The 16,524-nt window shown below is 42.9% G+C and carries 11 protein-coding genes; 7 read left to right on the top strand and 4 right to left on the bottom strand.

The features are described 5' to 3' along the window. Positions 1 to 140 precede the first annotated feature (140 nt). A complete protein-coding gene (gene pckA / locus L4C32_RS03670) occupies positions 141 to 1,775 on the top strand; it encodes a phosphoenolpyruvate carboxykinase (ATP) (protein WP_428195506.1) in 1,635 nt (544 codons plus the stop codon). A gap of 128 nt (positions 1,776 to 1,903) precedes the next feature. Then, complete coding sequence (locus L4C32_RS03665; protein ID WP_428195505.1) at positions 1,904 to 3,847, top strand: AsmA family protein; 1,944 nt, start codon at positions 1,904 to 1,906, stop codon at positions 3,845 to 3,847. A 7-nt stretch (positions 3,848 to 3,854) separates the two neighbouring features. Here L4C32_RS03665 and L4C32_RS03660 read toward each other — a convergent pair whose 3' ends face one another. The 4 genes from L4C32_RS03660 to typA form a co-directional block, all read right to left on the bottom strand. Further along, on the bottom strand, positions 3,855 to 4,763 hold the full coding sequence (locus L4C32_RS03660) for a bifunctional GNAT family N-acetyltransferase/hotdog fold thioesterase (RefSeq protein WP_428195504.1): 909 nt from the start codon (positions 4,761 to 4,763) through the stop codon (positions 3,855 to 3,857). A 37-nt stretch (positions 4,764 to 4,800) separates the two neighbouring features. Beyond that, positions 4,801 to 5,238 (bottom strand): D-aminoacyl-tRNA deacylase, encoded by a 438-nt coding sequence (gene dtd, locus L4C32_RS03655; RefSeq protein WP_428195503.1) that lies wholly within the window; start codon positions 5,236 to 5,238, stop codon positions 4,801 to 4,803. Continuing rightward, entirely contained in the window at positions 5,210 to 6,130 is a 921-nt protein-coding gene (locus tag L4C32_RS03650; RefSeq protein ID WP_428195502.1) for a virulence factor BrkB family protein, read from the bottom strand. Before L4C32_RS03650 ends, dtd begins: the two co-directional genes overlap by 29 nt. A gap of 162 nt (positions 6,131 to 6,292) precedes the next feature. Further along, the gene (typA, locus tag L4C32_RS03645; RefSeq protein ID WP_428195501.1) at positions 6,293 to 8,116 is read right to left on the bottom strand and encodes a translational GTPase TypA; all 1,824 of its coding nucleotides are present in this window, start codon (positions 8,114 to 8,116) and stop codon (positions 6,293 to 6,295) included. A gap of 503 nt (positions 8,117 to 8,619) precedes the next feature. On the opposite strand from typA, the gene glnA reads away from it, so the two are divergent. The 5 genes from glnA to add all read left to right on the top strand — a co-directional run bounded on the left by glnA (position 8,620) and on the right by add (position 16,494). Beyond that, entirely contained in the window at positions 8,620 to 10,029 is a 1,410-nt protein-coding gene (gene glnA, locus L4C32_RS03640; protein ID WP_428195500.1) for a glutamate--ammonia ligase, read from the top strand. Positions 10,030 to 10,296: 267 nt separating this feature from the next. Beyond that, positions 10,297 to 11,343, top strand: coding sequence for a nitrogen regulation protein NR(II) (glnL, locus tag L4C32_RS03635; RefSeq protein WP_428195499.1), 1,047 nt, complete (start codon positions 10,297 to 10,299; stop codon positions 11,341 to 11,343). A gap of 33 nt (positions 11,344 to 11,376) precedes the next feature. After that, entirely contained in the window at positions 11,377 to 12,780 is a 1,404-nt protein-coding gene (gene glnG, locus L4C32_RS03630) for a nitrogen regulation protein NR(I) (RefSeq protein ID WP_428195498.1), read from the top strand. 70 nt (positions 12,781 to 12,850) lie between these two features. Continuing rightward, positions 12,851 to 15,394, top strand: coding sequence for a phosphodiesterase GepA (gepA, locus tag L4C32_RS03625; protein ID WP_428195497.1), 2,544 nt, complete (start codon positions 12,851 to 12,853; stop codon positions 15,392 to 15,394). Positions 15,395 to 15,492: 98 nt separating this feature from the next. Further along, the gene (gene add / locus L4C32_RS03620) at positions 15,493 to 16,494 is read left to right on the top strand and encodes an adenosine deaminase (RefSeq protein WP_428195496.1); all 1,002 of its coding nucleotides are present in this window, start codon (positions 15,493 to 15,495) and stop codon (positions 16,492 to 16,494) included. Positions 16,495 to 16,524: the final 30 nt, after the last annotated feature.

The raw sequence follows: 16,524 nt of genomic DNA, 5'->3' as shown, positions 1-16,524 counted from the left end.
AGGTATAGCCAGAAAATGATTAAGGCGTAAGATCTTAACAATAGTTTCGGTTTATATTTACATCATTAACCTGAGGTATTTTCAGGTTGCTAGCATGGTCGACAGTTAGTCAGACAATTTTACCCCCTACAGGAGCACCTATGAGCGTTAATAACGGACATGACACAAAGGTTGCGCAAGGCATCGACCTATCTAAATATGGTCTAACTGGCGTGAAAGAAATTCTGCGTAATCCTTCTTATGAAGAGCTTTTTATTGAAGAGACTCGTACTGGGCTAGAAGGGTATGAGAAAGGGACTGTTACTGAGCTAGGTGCGGTTGCCGTTGATACCGGAATTTTTACTGGGCGCTCACCAAAAGATAAGTACATTGTTAAAGATGATACCACTAGCGATACACTTTGGTGGTCTGATCAAGGTAAAAATGATAACAAAGCGATAACACAGGAAGTGTGGTCTGATCTAAAATCTTTAGTCACTGAGCAATTGTCTAGCAAGCGTCTATTTGTTATCGATGCATATTGTGGTGCCAATCCAGACTCTCGTTTATGTGTTCGTATTATCACAGAGGTAGCTTGGCAAGCACACTTTGTAAAAAACATGTTTATCCGCCCTACTGACAAAGAGCTAGAAACCTTTGAACCAGACTTCGTAGTCATGAACGGTGCGAAAACCACTAACCCAAATTGGAAAGAGCAGGGACTTAACTCTGAAAACTTTGTTGCTTTCAACCTGACAGAACGCATTCAAATCATTGGTGGTACTTGGTACGGCGGTGAGATGAAAAAAGGTCTGTTCGCTGTAATGAACTACCTACTTCCTCAAAAAGACATTGCGTCTATGCACTGTTCTGCCAATGTAGGAGAGAAAGGAGATACCTCTATCTTCTTCGGTCTATCGGGTACCGGTAAAACGACTCTTTCAACGGATCCAAAACGTCAACTGATTGGTGATGATGAGCACGGCTGGGATGATGATGGTATCTTCAACTTTGAAGGCGGTTGCTACGCAAAAACCATTCGCCTTTCCAAAGAAGCAGAACCAGATATTTACAATGCTATCTGCCGTGATGCTCTACTTGAGAATGTAACGGTTCGTAATAACGCATCGATCGATTTCAATGACGGGTCAAAAACTGAGAACACTCGTGTTTCTTACCCTATTTACCACATTGAAAATATCGTTAAGCCAGTATCAAAAGCGGGTCACGCTACTAAAGTGATTTTCTTAACTGCAGATGCATTTGGTATTTTACCCCCTGTCTCTAAGTTAACCCCTGAGCAGACGAAATATCACTTCCTATCAGGCTTTACTGCAAAGCTTGCTGGTACTGAACGAGGCATTACTGAGCCGACACCAACCTTCTCAGCGGCATTTGGTGCAGCCTTCTTAATGCTTCACCCAACCAAATATGCTGAAGTGTTAGTTAAACGTATGGAAGCTTCAGGCGCTGAAGCTTACCTAGTCAACACCGGTTGGAATGGCACAGGTAAACGTATCTCAATTAAAGATACTCGTGGCATTATTGACGCGATTTTAGATGGTTCAATCGATGATGCACCAACTAAGATGATCCCTGTGTTTAATCTTGAAGTACCGACTGCACTTCATGATGTTGACCCTTCTATTCTTGACCCTCGTGATACGTACCCAGAGAGCAAAGAGTGGGATGAGAAAGCCGATGATTTAGCCCAACTGTTCATCAATAACTTTGATCAATACACGGATAATGATGAAGGGAAATCTTTAGTGGCTGCTGGACCGCAGCGAGATTAATCCCCACTTCAGATTTTAAAAAGCTATCTGGATCTCAAGCCCTTCACCTGAAGGGCTTTTTTCTGTTTTCTCACTTGTATATTCCCTAATTTTCCGTCAGTGTTGGGTTCTAATACTGAGGGTTATCCATGAAATTTGCGGCAAAACTACTTCTTACACTGATCATCTTATTGATGCTAGCCATCTCCTCTGTTGCGATTCTTCTACAGACAAAATACGCCGAACCTGTCATCAATCAACTGCTTGGCAAGTACGCGGATAACTCGGTACATATTGGTCAGGTCGATTATGATATCCAGTCTCCTCTCTACGTCCACATGAAAGATATAACGATCAAGCAAGCTAAGAGTGCTCCTCTACACATTGAACGGCTCGAGCTGTGGATTGCACCTAGATTTATACAAGACTCAAAGTTACAGCTCAAAAGTCTACTTGTTGATGGTATGAGTCTGCAGCAAGGTAAACCTGCATTAGCACTGTATGACTGGATTCAGATCAACCAACTCTCTATCAATAATTTGGATTACGCAGACAACGAACTTGTATTAAGAGAAGCAAGCGTGCAGTTTGAAAGTGGCGTCGATATGTCACAATCGTCTCTGCAGTTTAGCGGTAAATTCCAATTTTCAGCCAAGCAGCTCTACTGGCACGGTGAAGCACTCAACAACCTCCTAATAAATGGCCACTATGCTCCGAATCTGACCACACTTTACGGTTTGTCCTTTACCTGGCAGCAGAGTGAAATTACCGCTCAAGCAGAGCTTATTGATAGTAAAATCTGGAAAGTTCCCAGCTTAACTATCAGTCATTTAAATCTTGAGTCAGATTCATTTCAGCAAGCAACACAGTATTTAATGCATATTACCGAACAAGATTATCAGTTCCAATTAGAACGAATCGACCTGCTAAACAGCAATATTGAACTGCCTGAATTTTCAGCTAACCAACTGAACCTAACAGCGCAAAATATCGATCTGAACCGCTCATTTTGGCAACAACAGAGTGAGTGGACCTTCAGTGCTGACTCTATTCAGCTCAACCAACAGCTGATTGAAAGCCCGATTGTTCAGTTCTCTATTCGTGATAATCGGGCTGAAGTTGAACACGCATCCCTACAGATCTTCAACGGTTCAATACAGTTCACTGGCCAAGTATCACCAACCACCGTTAATCTTGAGTCTCTCAATATTAGTCATCTTAAGTGGATTGTTGACACCGATATCAAAAACAAAGTCAGTGCGTATATAAACGGCCTTTCTCAACTTGATATTGCCCAACTCTCTATCAAGAACAGTAAAATTATCAATGCGAATGATCCTCACCCTTTCCAGATAACGTCACTGGAAATGGAAGGAAAAGGGTTAGAGCTACAGCAGAATGACCAATGGGGCTTGTGGAGTGGAAACATCAGTATGAGCGCTTCCAGTGCCAGTATTGACTACCTGACCACTGAGCAACCCTTAGTGAAGATGAATAGCATGGGTGGCGAATGGATCATTGAACGTGCAGTCTTTCCTTTTGCCGCAGGATTACTAGACATCACTGGTAACGTCGATTTGCATAGTGACAGTCAGCCTTGGTCGCTATCTGCCATTGGTGATGGGGTTCCAATAAATGTGATCTCTCAATGGATAGACCCTGAACTCTCCATCAGCGGAGATGCCGAGCTAAACTTATCCGCTAAAGGATTGATTGCTAACCGAACCGCCTTTAACTACAGTCTTGAAGGTCGGTTAATACTCGTGCCAAGAAACGTCCTCTCTTCAATGGACGGGCAGCAACTTTGGCAACGACAGTTAAAAATCCATACTGATAAAGAGCAGGGTGGTGGTCCTTTCGCTCTCGATAGTTCAGCCATTGAGGTATCTGCGGATAGAGGAAGAGTCACGGTATCCCCTGTCGATGTCTCTGGAGATGATTTTATCTTACATCTTGAGGGTGACTACGATCTGGTGTCACCGCAAAAAAGCTCTCTGAGTTATCAGTTCAGTCAAGAGTGTCAGCAAATAAACCGAGCGGTAAATGTGCAGGAGATGGAAATCATTAACTCCTGCGACACCTCTAAGGAGTGATAGTCGATTAGTATTTATTTCCTTGAGGCAGCAGCATATAAGTTCCGGTGAACTCTGCGCACTCCTCATCACCACTGAATAGGCTCACGGTAATCTGAAAACGAGCCTGACGTCCACTTGCTAGTCTACGCAGATCACCACTCAAGCTATCTAAAGAGGAGACCGCTCTTGGGTTACTTTTAATCGGTTTACGATAACGGATATGGCTATCTGCTAACACAATGTCTCCAAGTAAGTTTCGCTCTTTCATTAGCAGCCACACCAACCCCCAACCAGCTAAGGTTGCCATGGTGAAAATACTGCCAGCAAACATGGTGTTGTGTGGGTTTAAATTGGCATTCATTACCGCGCCAACTTCAAAACGATAACCGGTGTACTGGGTGATTTTGATGCCCATCTTTTCACTGATCGGGATCTCTTTGCTCCAACGCTCTTGCAGTTCCGCGCACCAATCTGGTCGTCTCAATACATCCGCCATAGGATCCAATGGTTTTAGCATTTGTTGGTGACGTATTGGCCCTCGCTCATCACTCATTTCACCTTGGCTTTCAAAGCCATTTTGCAGATAAAAAGGTATTGCCTCTTCACGGGCATTACAGACCAAACGTTTGGCATTTTCTTGTCGAGCGTAAGACTCTAAAGCGATCAGTACCAAGGCTCCGATACCTTTACCTCGATATTGTGGAGAGACCGCCATATATCGAATCTGTCCGTCATTATCTGGTGTGAGATAAAGCCGACCAACCGCAAGGGGGTTCCCTTTGCTGTCAACAATCATCCGATGCTGACTGACCTCATCATAGGCATCACGCTCTGACCCCTCAGGTTGGTGCCACATTTCACGCAATATTTGCCATCGGAAGTGATAATACCGTTTATATTCATCATCAGTTTTTGGGGTAATTAAACGAAACATGAACTCCCTCTCACGCAGTAGTAAATTGGTTGGCTGATTATACTTGTAGCCAGAAAGTCACGGGACCATCATTGGTCAGTGATACCTTCATATCCGCACCAAAACGCCCTCTCTCGGTAGTAATGGATGTATCAGCGCACTTGTCAGAGAAGTAGTTATATAACCTCTGTGCCTCTTCAGGAGCCGCTCCTTTGGAGAATCCTGGTCGTGTTCCTTTCTTAGTATCCGCTGGCAGTGTAAATTGAGACACTACTAATAGACTACCGTTCACTTGTTGTACATTTAAATTCATCTTACCGTCGGCATCTTCAAACACTCGATAACCTAAAACTCGTTCAACCAACCGATTAGCTTTGCTCTCATCATCGCCTTTTTCAACCCCGAGCAGTACCAATAATCCCTGTCCAATTTCACCAACACGGTTGCCATCAACTTTTACACAAGCGTCACTTACTCGTTGTATCAATGCTATCACTATCTTTACTCTCTATTGAATGTGTATCGAATGACTGTGTGGGTAAATACCGCCACTTATCGTGTTCACCTAAACTTGCAGTGATCTCTGCACCGAGCAATACAATAAGCCAACATAGATATACCCACACAAATAAAATGGGTATTGCGGCCAGTGCTCCGTATATCAGTTGATAGGATGGGAACCGGGTGATATATAGGGCAAACCCATCTTTGCTCAACTCAAACAGTACACTGGCAACCAGCGCACCGATTAACGCATGTAACAGGTGCACTTTTTTGTTAGGCACCAGCAGATAGAGCACACCAAAAGCGCAAAAAGAGAGAATGATAGGTAGCCACCCCAACAACTGATGATAAAAGCCACTGGCCAACTCCCCTTCTAGGATCGACAGTGACGCCAAGTAGGAACTGGCGGCAATACTGGCTCCTACAAATAGTGGACCTAGGGTTAAGACCATCCAGTACATAGAAAACGAGTAGATTCGACGACGACTCTGCTTGACTCGCCAGATGAAATTCAAACTTTTATCAATGGATGAAATCAGCATGACGGCGGCGACAAAAAGAAACAAGCTACCTACCGCAGTCATCTTGCCAGTATTTGAAATAAACTCATTAAGTGATTGTTCAACAGCTTCCCCCGCTGCAGGCACAAAATTGCTGATCACAAACTGCTGTATCACCTCACCCACACCAGAAAAGATGGGAAAATGGGACAGCACAGAGAGCAGAACAGTGAGCAGTGGTACCAATGAGAGCAGAGTAATGTAAGCCATATAGCCAGCGCTTACCGGTAAACGGTCATGACCAATTCGCTGCCAAAGGTAACGAAAGTAGTTGAGTAACACGGTTAAGCGGTGTGCATTGTGTGTCGAAAATATTTTATCCATACCTATCATCTTTCTTCAACTCTATTGCACATATTAATGTCGACATTCCATTCGAATTTATCTAACTCATTATAGCAGATAAAAAAAATCCCTTCACAGCCTAGCCACGAAGGGATTTCTATCACAACCAGTTAGTAGATGGTTCTCTACCTACTGTTATGTTTATCCGCGATTTGCACGCTTACGGTCATTTTCCGTTAGGTGACGCTTGCGAATACGGATGCTTTCAGGTGTTACTTCAACTAGCTCATCATCATCGATGAATTCAAGAGCTTGCTCAAGTGTGTACTTGATTGCAGGAGAAAGAACCTGTGCTTCATCCGTACCAGATGCACGAACGTTTGTCAGCTGCTTTCCGCGTAAACAGTTGATGGTTAAATCGTTATTACGGTTATGAATACCGACGATCTGACCTTCATATACTTCATCACCGTGCTCTGAGAACAAGCGACCACGACTTTGTAGGTTAAACAGTGAGTAAGTTACCGCTTTACCTGTGCCGTTAGAGATCAATACGCCATTTGAACGCTGACCAATTTCGCCACCTTTATGAGGACCGTAGTGATCGTATGAGTGATAAATAAGACCAGAACCTGAAGTCATTGTTAAGAATTCAGTTTGGAAACCAATCAAGCCACGAGAAGGCATCATAAAGTCCATACGGATACGGCCTTTTCCATCTGGTGCCATGTCAGTAAGTTCACCCTTACGAATACCAATATTTTCCATAATGGCACCTTGATGTTCTTCAATAACATCTATGGTAACGGTTTCAAACGGTTCCATTTTCTGACCGTCAACGTCTTTAATGATAACTTCAGGACGAGATACAGCAAGCTCGAAACCTTCACGACGCATGTTTTCAATCAAGATAGAAAGGTGAAGTTCACCACGACCAGATACACGGAAGCGATCCGGGCTATCAGTCTCTTCAACACGTAACGCTACGTTATGAACCAACTCTTTTTCAAGACGTTCTAAAATGTTACGTGAAGTAACGTACTTACCTTCTTTACCAGCAAACGGAGAAGTGTTTACTTGGAAAGTCATAGTAACTGTTGGCTCATCAACCGAAAGAGGCGGTAATGGATCAACATTATTTACGTCACAGATAGTGTCTGAAATTTTAAGCTCACCCAGACCCGTAATCGCAACAATATCACCTGCGTTAGCTTGTTCAACTTCGTGACGCTCAAGGCCTAAGTAGCCAAGAACCGTACCGACTTTAGCATTACGTGTTTTACCATCAGCACTTGCAATAGTAATTTGTTGGTTAGGTTTTACAGAACCACGAGCAACACGTGCAACACCGATAACACCCACGTATGAGTTGTAATCTAGTTGCGAAATTTGCATTTGAAGTGAACCATCTAGGTCAACCTTAGGTGGTTCAACGGTATCAACAACCGCTTGGAATAGAGGTTGCATATCTTCGCCAACCGTATCGCCTTCCATTGTTGCCCAACCGTTTAATGCTGATGCATAGACGGTTGTGAAATCAAGTTGCTCATCAGTAGCGCCCAGATTATCAAATAGGTCAAAGATTTGATCCATAACCCACTCAGGACGAGAGCCAGGACGGTCAATCTTATTAATGACAACAATTGGCTTAAGACCGTGTGCGAAGGCTTTTTGAGTTACAAAGCGAGTTTGAGGCATAGGGCCATCAACCGCATCAACAATCAATAATACGGAATCAACCATCGACATAATACGCTCAACTTCGCCACCGAAATCGGCGTGTCCAGGGGTATCTACGATGTTGATGCGGTAATCATTCCAGTTAATTGCTGTGTTTTTTGCAAGAATGGTGATGCCACGCTCTTTCTCGATATCATTCGAGTCCATTACACGTTCTTCAGACTCACCACGATATTCTAGGGTACCTGACTGTTGTAACAGCTTATCAACCAACGTCGTTTTGCCGTGGTCAACGTGCGCGATAATCGCGATATTTCTTAGTTTATCAATCTGTGGAGTAGACATGGATTCAAATTCACTCAGAGCATGTAGCTACCACCATTGGTGCTACTTGGTTTAAAATCGGTCAATAATTTAACAGATTTTAAGACAAAACCCACGAAATATGTGATTTAATCCACAATCTTTTTTTCCTTTTTTTAAACACAAGCACAACAATTACATATAAACATATGATTTGTAAGTGTAATTGAATATTTCTCCTTACATTAAGTAAAATAAAAAAGTATCTTAGATTGTCGAGAAAACCTGCTTTCCTTTTTAATAGAATAGGATTGTTCAGTGGTCTATATTTCAACAGTTGCATTATTACGGTGCTTACCTTGCCCTGTTGCACCGAAAGAGTGCAGCAAAGATCAAAAATGGTGCAGTATCGTTGTTAGCATTCACATAACAACAGATAAATGACTGATTTTTAAGGAGTGCACTCTTTGGCACGATTTTCGCAGTATAGTTTTCAGACGAAATAGATTTTAGACACTAAATTTATAACACCGGAGGTTACCCTGATGTCAGTTGATAACGTATTAGCACTGATCCAAGAAAACGAAGTAAAGTTTATCGATTTACGTTTTACCGATACAAAAGGTAAAGAGCAGCACATTTCAATTCCATCTCACCAGCTTGATGCTGACTTCTTCGAAGAAGGTAAAATGTTTGATGGTTCGTCTGTTGCAGGTTGGAAAGGAATCAATGAATCAGACATGGTAATGATGCCTGACGCTTCGAGCGCGGTTCTTGACCCATTCACTGAAACCGCAACTCTGAATATCCGTTGTGACATCCTTGAACCAACGACAATGCAAGGTTACGACCGTGACCCACGTTCAATCGCTAAGCGTTCTGAAGAGTACCTACGTTCTACAGGTATTGCTGACACCGTATTAATTGGTCCTGAACCTGAGTTCTTCCTTTTTGATGATGTTAAGTTCAACACTGACATGTCAGGTTCTTTCTTCAAAATTGACGATATCGAAGCGGCTTGGAACACAGGTTCTGACTTCGAAGGTGGTAACAAAGGTCACCGTCCTGGCGTTAAAGGTGGTTACTTCCCTGTTGCTCCAGTCGATTCTTCTCAAGACATTCGTTCTGCAATGTGTCTTGTTATGGAAGAGATGGGCCTTGTTGTTGAAGCACATCACCACGAAGTGGCAACAGCTGGTCAAAACGAAATTGCAACTCGCTTTAATACGCTAACCACTAAAGCCGATGAGACGCAAATCTATAAATACGTTGTACATAACGTTGCCCACGCATTTGGTAAAACAGCGACGTTCATGCCTAAGCCTCTTGTAGGTGATAACGGTTCTGGTATGCACGTACACCAATCACTAGCAAAAGATGGTGTAAACCTTTTTGCTGGCGATAAGTATGGCGGCCTGTCTGACCTAGCGATCTACTACATTGGCGGTATCATCAAACACGCCCGTGCGATTAACGCATTTGCAAACCCATCAACCAACTCTTATAAGCGTTTGGTTCCTGGTTTTGAAGCCCCTGTTATGTTGGCTTACTCAGCACGTAACCGTTCTGCTTCTATCCGTATCCCAATTGTTCCAAGCCCTAAGGCTCGTCGTATCGAAGTACGTTTTGGTGACCCAGCGGCTAACCCTTACCTTTGCTACTCAGCAATGCTTATGGCTGGCCTTGACGGAATCAAAAACAAGATTCACCCTGGCGATGCAATGGATAAAGACCTCTATGACCTTCCAGCGGAAGAAGCTGCAGAGATCCCACAAGTTGCAGAATCACTACAACAAGCGCTTCAGGCACTTAGCGACGACCGTGAGTTCTTAACGGCTGGCGGTGTTTTCTCAAGTGAGTTCATTGACTCTTACATTAAGCTTAAGTCTGAAGATGTAGAACTGATTAACATGACAACTCACCCATTAGAGTTTGAACTGTACTACTCAGTATAATGGCAGGCATTACGCTCACCATTAACCCGTAATAAAATAAAACCTGCGCTCGCCGTGGGTTTTTTTTCACCCGTATAAAATCAATTATAAATTAAACGCTTATTACAAACATATAGGCAAGAAAATTGCATTATTAGCACAAAGAGTAACAATTTATTAGATTCGCACCAAAACAGAAGGTTATCAGTATAAATGTCCCTTCTAAGATATCTTGATGCACCAAAATAGTGCACACTTAAGAATCAGATGACAATGAGTGGCGATACCATGACAAATTTATCCGAAACACTACTGAACAATCTCGTTACCGCCGCTGTGCTGTTAGATGAAGAGTTGGCGATCGCTTATGCTAACCCTTCCGCTGAACAACTCTTTTCACAAAGTGCGCGTCGTCTGGATAAATTGAAGCTCACCAAACTCATTCAACACACATCGTTAGACCTTTCACTCTTTACTCAGCCTTTAATCAGTGGCCAAAGTATTACCGATAGCGACGTCACATTAGTCATTGATCACCGTCCCGTCATGGTAGAAATCACCGTCAGCCCCGTCTCTTGGGATAAAAAAATCATGCTGCTGGTAGAGTTAAGACAGATAGGAAAACAGCGACGATTAAGCCAAGAGATATCCCAGCATGCCCAACAGATGGCGGCCAAGGTATTAGTGCGCAACTTAGCACATGAAATTAAAAATCCGCTCGGGGGATTACGAGGTGCTGCTCAACTGCTTGAAAAAATGTTGCCAGACCCATCTCTAAAAGAGTATACCCAGCTCATCGTTGAGCAAGCCGATCGATTAAGAAACCTTGTCGACCGGTTGTTAGGGCCACAACGATTAGGGAAAAAACAAGAGAACAATATCCACGTAGTGCTTGAGAAGGCGCGCCAAATTGTTGAGTTGGCCAACGAGGGAGAGATCAAGTTCATTCGCGATTATGACCCAAGCTTGCCTGACTTTTTGATGGATTCCGAGCAGATAGAGCAGGCATTTTTGAATGTGATTAGCAACGCCGCTCAAGCATTGGAAAACCAGCAAGAGAGAGTAATTACCCTACGCACCCGCACCGAATACCAAACCAATATCCATGGCCACCAATATCGATTAAGTGCCAAAGTGGAAATCACCGATAATGGCCCAGGGATCCCTAAAGAGATACAGGATACCCTTTTCTATCCTATGGTCAGTGCTCGCGAAGGAGGCACTGGATTAGGCTTATCGATTTCACAAAACTTAATCGACCAACATAAAGGCAAGATAGAGGTGATTAGCTGGCCGGGGCAGACCACGTTCACTCTCTATTTACCAATAAAATAGCAACCATTTTTAATAAAGACTTCAGAGGCAGATATGAGCAAAGGACTAATTTGGGTTGTAGATGATGATAGCTCTATACGCTGGGTATTAGAAAAGACCCTAACTTCCGCTCAAATGCAGTGTGACACCTTTGCCAACGGTGAAAGTGTGCTGCTTGCGCTGGAACGGAATGTCCCAGATGTGATTGTCTCAGATATCAGAATGCCCGGAATGGACGGCCTTGCACTGCTAAAGAACTTGCAAGAGCACTACCCAGATATTCCCGTAATTATTATGACTGCCCACTCTGATCTTGATGCTGCTGTTAATGCTTATCAGCGCGGAGCGTTTGAATACCTGCCTAAGCCGTTTGATATTGATGAAGCTCTGGCATTGGTTGAACGCGCTATTATTCATAGCCATGAACAGAAAAGGAATAACATCTCTGAAGAGGAGATTAACTCTGAGGCCCCTGAAATTATTGGTGAAGCTCCCGCTATGCAAGAGGTTTTTAGAGCCATAGGCCGACTGTCTCGCTCCTCCATCTCAGTGTTAATTAATGGTGAATCAGGTACAGGGAAAGAGCTCGTTGCTCACGCGCTTCATCGTCACAGCCCTAGAGTAGCTAAACCCTTTATTGCACTCAACATGGCGGCTATACCGAAAGACTTAATTGAGTCAGAGCTGTTTGGTCATGAAAAAGGGGCATTTACTGGGGCCAACAGTGTTAGACAAGGCCGTTTTGAACAAGCTAATGGCGGCACACTCTTTCTTGATGAAATTGGCGATATGCCCCTTGATATCCAAACGCGACTACTGCGCGTGCTTTCCGATGGGCAATTCTATCGAGTCGGCGGTCATTCAGCGGTTCAAGTCGATGTGCGAATCGTAGCAGCGACTCATCAACACCTTGAGAAACTGGTTCATGAAGGGGGATTTAGAGAGGATCTATTTCATCGCCTTAATGTTATTCGTATCCATATTCCTGCTTTAAGAGAGCGCAAGCAGGACATTGAGAAGCTCAGTCAACACTTTCTGAGCTTGGCTGCCGAAGAGTTGGATGTAGAGGTCAAATCCCTACATCCATCCACACTTGAAACATTGAATAAGCTATCGTGGCCTGGGAATGTTAGACAGCTTGAGAATATCTGTCGCTGGTTAACCGTGATGGCCAGTGGCAGTGAGATCCTCTCTCAAGATCTCCCTTCAGAGCTGCTTGAAGAAAAGGTGGTTACTGATGTACACAATGAAATGAGTTGGCAATCCCAACTTACCTTATGGGTACAGAAGTCATTAGCTTCTGGTGAGAAAGAGATACTTTCATATGCACAACCGGAATTTGAGCGCATTTTATTAGAAGCGGCTCTAGAGCATACAAATGGGCATAAACAGGAGGCTGCAAAAGTACTCGGTTGGGGAAGAAATACGCTCACGAGAAAACTAAAGGAGCTATATTAATAAAGGAATTCGCTACCTTCTTTTATTATCTATACAATTACATAATATCGTGTTCATGAAGTGCTTAACTATGCTTACTAAGAATAAAATCACACTAAGAACTGCAATCCTTCTGCCATTTTTAGTCATCTTTATATTTACATTTAGTGCCATAGTATTAATACAAAAAAGCCACTACGAAGAGATGATTGAAGACATCAGTTCGAAACAGCTCTCATTAATGAATGCAAGCGTCAATCAACGGCTTGATCAATTCTTATCTGAGCCTTTCAATGTCGCGTTAAATATAAGTAATAACATTGAATTTAATGACATCGTGCAACCTGAGGATCTCAGTAAGTTACAAGCGTACCTTTTCTCCTCACTATTCAAAACCTCTAAGAGCATCCCACAACTGGATGTTTTAGGCTTTGGTTCTGAAACCCAGAATTTTGTGGGATTTCGTAAAGAGCCGAACAACGGCTACTCTCTGATGTTAAAAGATAATAGAACGCAGCAAAATCTCATTATTTACCGAGGCAATAAAATCAGCGAAGAAATTCGCTTAACCATCCCAGACTATAACCCAAACATCAGGCCTTGGTATCAACCCGTCTCTCAATCCTTAAAACCACAATGGTCAAGCATTTATACTAATGCTGACGAAAAACAAAAGATCACGTTATCTGCACTTACTCCCGTCTTCTCCAAAACCCAATTTATTGGTGTACTTGCTGCTGATATACAAATTGATAGCTTCAATATTTTTTTGCAGGAATTGCAAAACCTAACCAATTATGAGATCTATATTTTTGATGAAAACAAACGCCTAGTTACTCATTCAGACTATGACAGTATTTTGTCAAATGGGGAGAGTCAAACTGCTAAAGGAGAAAGACTGCTCGCTATCGAAAGCAATAATCCCATCATAAAAAGCAGCGCAATTAATTTCCAAAATAACGTTCTGAAAAATGTATCCTCAGCTGAACGATTTAGTTTCATTTTTAATAATAACCGTTACTTCAGCCAAGTGACGCCCTTTCAGGATGAATTTGGCCTCTCTTGGTACATTAGCATCTCCATTTCGGAGTCTGACCTTCTAGGGGATGTCCTTCAAACACAGAAAAATAGCTGGCTCATCGGTTTACTGATCAGCATCATCGCTGTTGTGACCTCTCTCTTTTTTATCAATTTAATCACCAAACCTATAACCTCCACTGCTGATGCTGCTAAACACTTAGCCAGAGGTCGCTGGGGGAGTAAAATGCCACAAACTGGATATATATATGAAACCAGTATGCTCGTGGTTGCATTCAATGAGATGACCAATAACCTTAAGGCTTCATTTGATCTTCTGCAGTCTCAGCTTATCTTTGATTCATTGACCAAGCTTTATAGTCGAGAAGGGTTAATCAAGCAGAGCAACGATATTGAACAAACCACACAAGGTGCACTTCTTTTAATTGGTTTAGACCGGTACAGAGAAATTAGTGACAGCCTAGGCCACCAAAAAAGCGAAAACGTACTGGTGATGATTGCTGAGCGTTTAAAAAAAATAGCGGCTCCTAATATGCTGATTGCCCGTACTGGTGGAAGTGAATACTCCATCTACGCACCTACACTTAACCATCAAGACCAAATTCAACAATTCGCTGATTCTATATTAGATATATTCACCTCTCCTTTTCTGTTAGAACATGAAAGCATTGTGATAACCGCGTCGATTGGTATTGTCAAAACATCGCCAGAAAAAGAGATGGCACTTTGGCTGAGAAACAGCAGTATCGCTTTAAGTCAGGCGAAAAAAGACAAGGTAAAGATCAGCTTTTATCGAACAGAAATGACCGATATCTCTCGTCACCGTACTCAGATGCTCGCACGCATACAGAATGGTCTGAAAAATGATGAATTTATCCCTTTTTATCAGCCAATTATTAATCTAGAAACCGGTTCTGTCGTCGGGGCAGAGGCTCTTGCACGCTGGATAACTCATTCAAATGAGATTATTCCACCTAATGACTTTATTCCACTGGCAGAAGAGTCAGGCTTGATTGAAGCCATTGGTAAAATGATTCTACTCAAAGCCTGTCGAGATACTGTCAGTGCCATTGAATCAGGAGCGTGGGCTCAAGATTTCAATATCCATGTAAATGCTTCCGTTAACCAATTATCACAACCTTGCCATGTCGATAGTGTGGAAGCGACTTTACATGAAACGGGACTACCTGCACAAAACCTAACACTAGAAATAACCGAGTCACGTATTGCCGATAGTGACCCGATGGTTATTAGTAATATGCACGCACTAAAGAAACTGGGAATTAGCATCGCCATTGATGACTTTGGTACAGGTTACTCTTCATTGGCCTACCTACACAAACTGCCTTTTGACTGCCTAAAAATTGATCGGACATTTGTAAATCAGTTAAATAGTGAAAACATAGACAGCTCTATCGTCTCTGCTATCGTCAACATCACCAAAGGCTTTAAGGTCAATTTAGTGGCTGAAGGTGTAGAGACTCTTCAACAAGCAGAGCTACTTTCACAACTACATTGTCCTCAAGCGCAAGGTTTCCTCTATTCTCGCCCTGTTCCAATCGAAGAGTGGCCAACAGATTTGGTTAACATCAAATAGAAAAATGCTGATTTTGCTGTTTATATGCCCATTTAATACTGACACTCTCGGGATTCATTTTTATACTGATGTAAACCACTGAGCTTAGGAAGATACCAATGATAACTAAAAACATACCCCTAACCGATCTACACCGCCATCTTGATGGGAATATTCGCATTGAAACCATTTTAGAACTGGGCAAACAGTTTGGGATAACCCTTCCAGCTTATGACATTGAGTCCCTTAGACCACATGTACAGATTGTCGAAGCCGAGCCTAGTTTAGTGGCCTTTCTATCAAAACTAGACTGGGGAGTTGCGGTTTTAGGCGATTTAGAAGCTTGTCGTCGTGTTGCTTACGAGAATGTGGCTGATGCAAAAAATGCACAAATTGATTATGCCGAGCTGCGCTTCTCCCCTTACTACATGGCGATGAAACATCAGTTACCTGTCGCAGGAGTGGTTGAAGCGGTTGTGGATGGTGTTCAAGCCGGTTGTCGCGACCTAGGTATCAAAGCAAACTTAATCGGTATTTTAAGCCGTACTTTTGGTCAAGAGGCCTGCCAACAAGAGCTGAACGGTTTGTTAAGCCAAAAAGACCATTTGGTCGCTATCGATCTTGCTGGTGATGAGCTCGGACAACCTGGTGATCGCTTCTTAACGCACTTTAAGCAAGTGAGGGATGCGGGATTACAGGTAACGGTTCACGCAGGTGAAGCAGCAGGACCAGAAAGTATGTGGCAAGCTATTCAAGAGCTTGGCGCTTCACGTATTGGTCATGGTGTTAAAGCACTACAAGATCCAAAACTAATGGACTACCTAGCAAAACACAAAATTGGTATTGAGTCTTGCTTAACCTCAAACATTCAAACCAGCACCGTGGCTTCTTTTGCTGAGCATCCAATCAAAGCGTTCTTAGATCATGGTATTCTTGCATGTTTGAACACCGATGACCCAGCGGTAGAGGGTATTGAACTGCCTCACGAGTATGAGATCGCGGCATCAAAAGTGGGGTTATCACAGGGGGAGATTAAACAGGCACAGATCAATGGATTGGAGCTGGCTTACTTGTCAGAGCAAGAAAAACAAGCGTTGAGAGAGCTAGTAAGTAATCGATAATATATAAGAGTCTTTGATATGGCTAATTTC

It is taken from the genome of Aliivibrio kagoshimensis (genome assembly GCF_050337105.1).
Taxonomy (GTDB): domain Bacteria; phylum Pseudomonadota; class Gammaproteobacteria; order Enterobacterales; family Vibrionaceae; genus Aliivibrio_A; species Aliivibrio_A kagoshimensis.
This window is presented reverse-complemented; position numbering and strand designations above follow the sequence as displayed.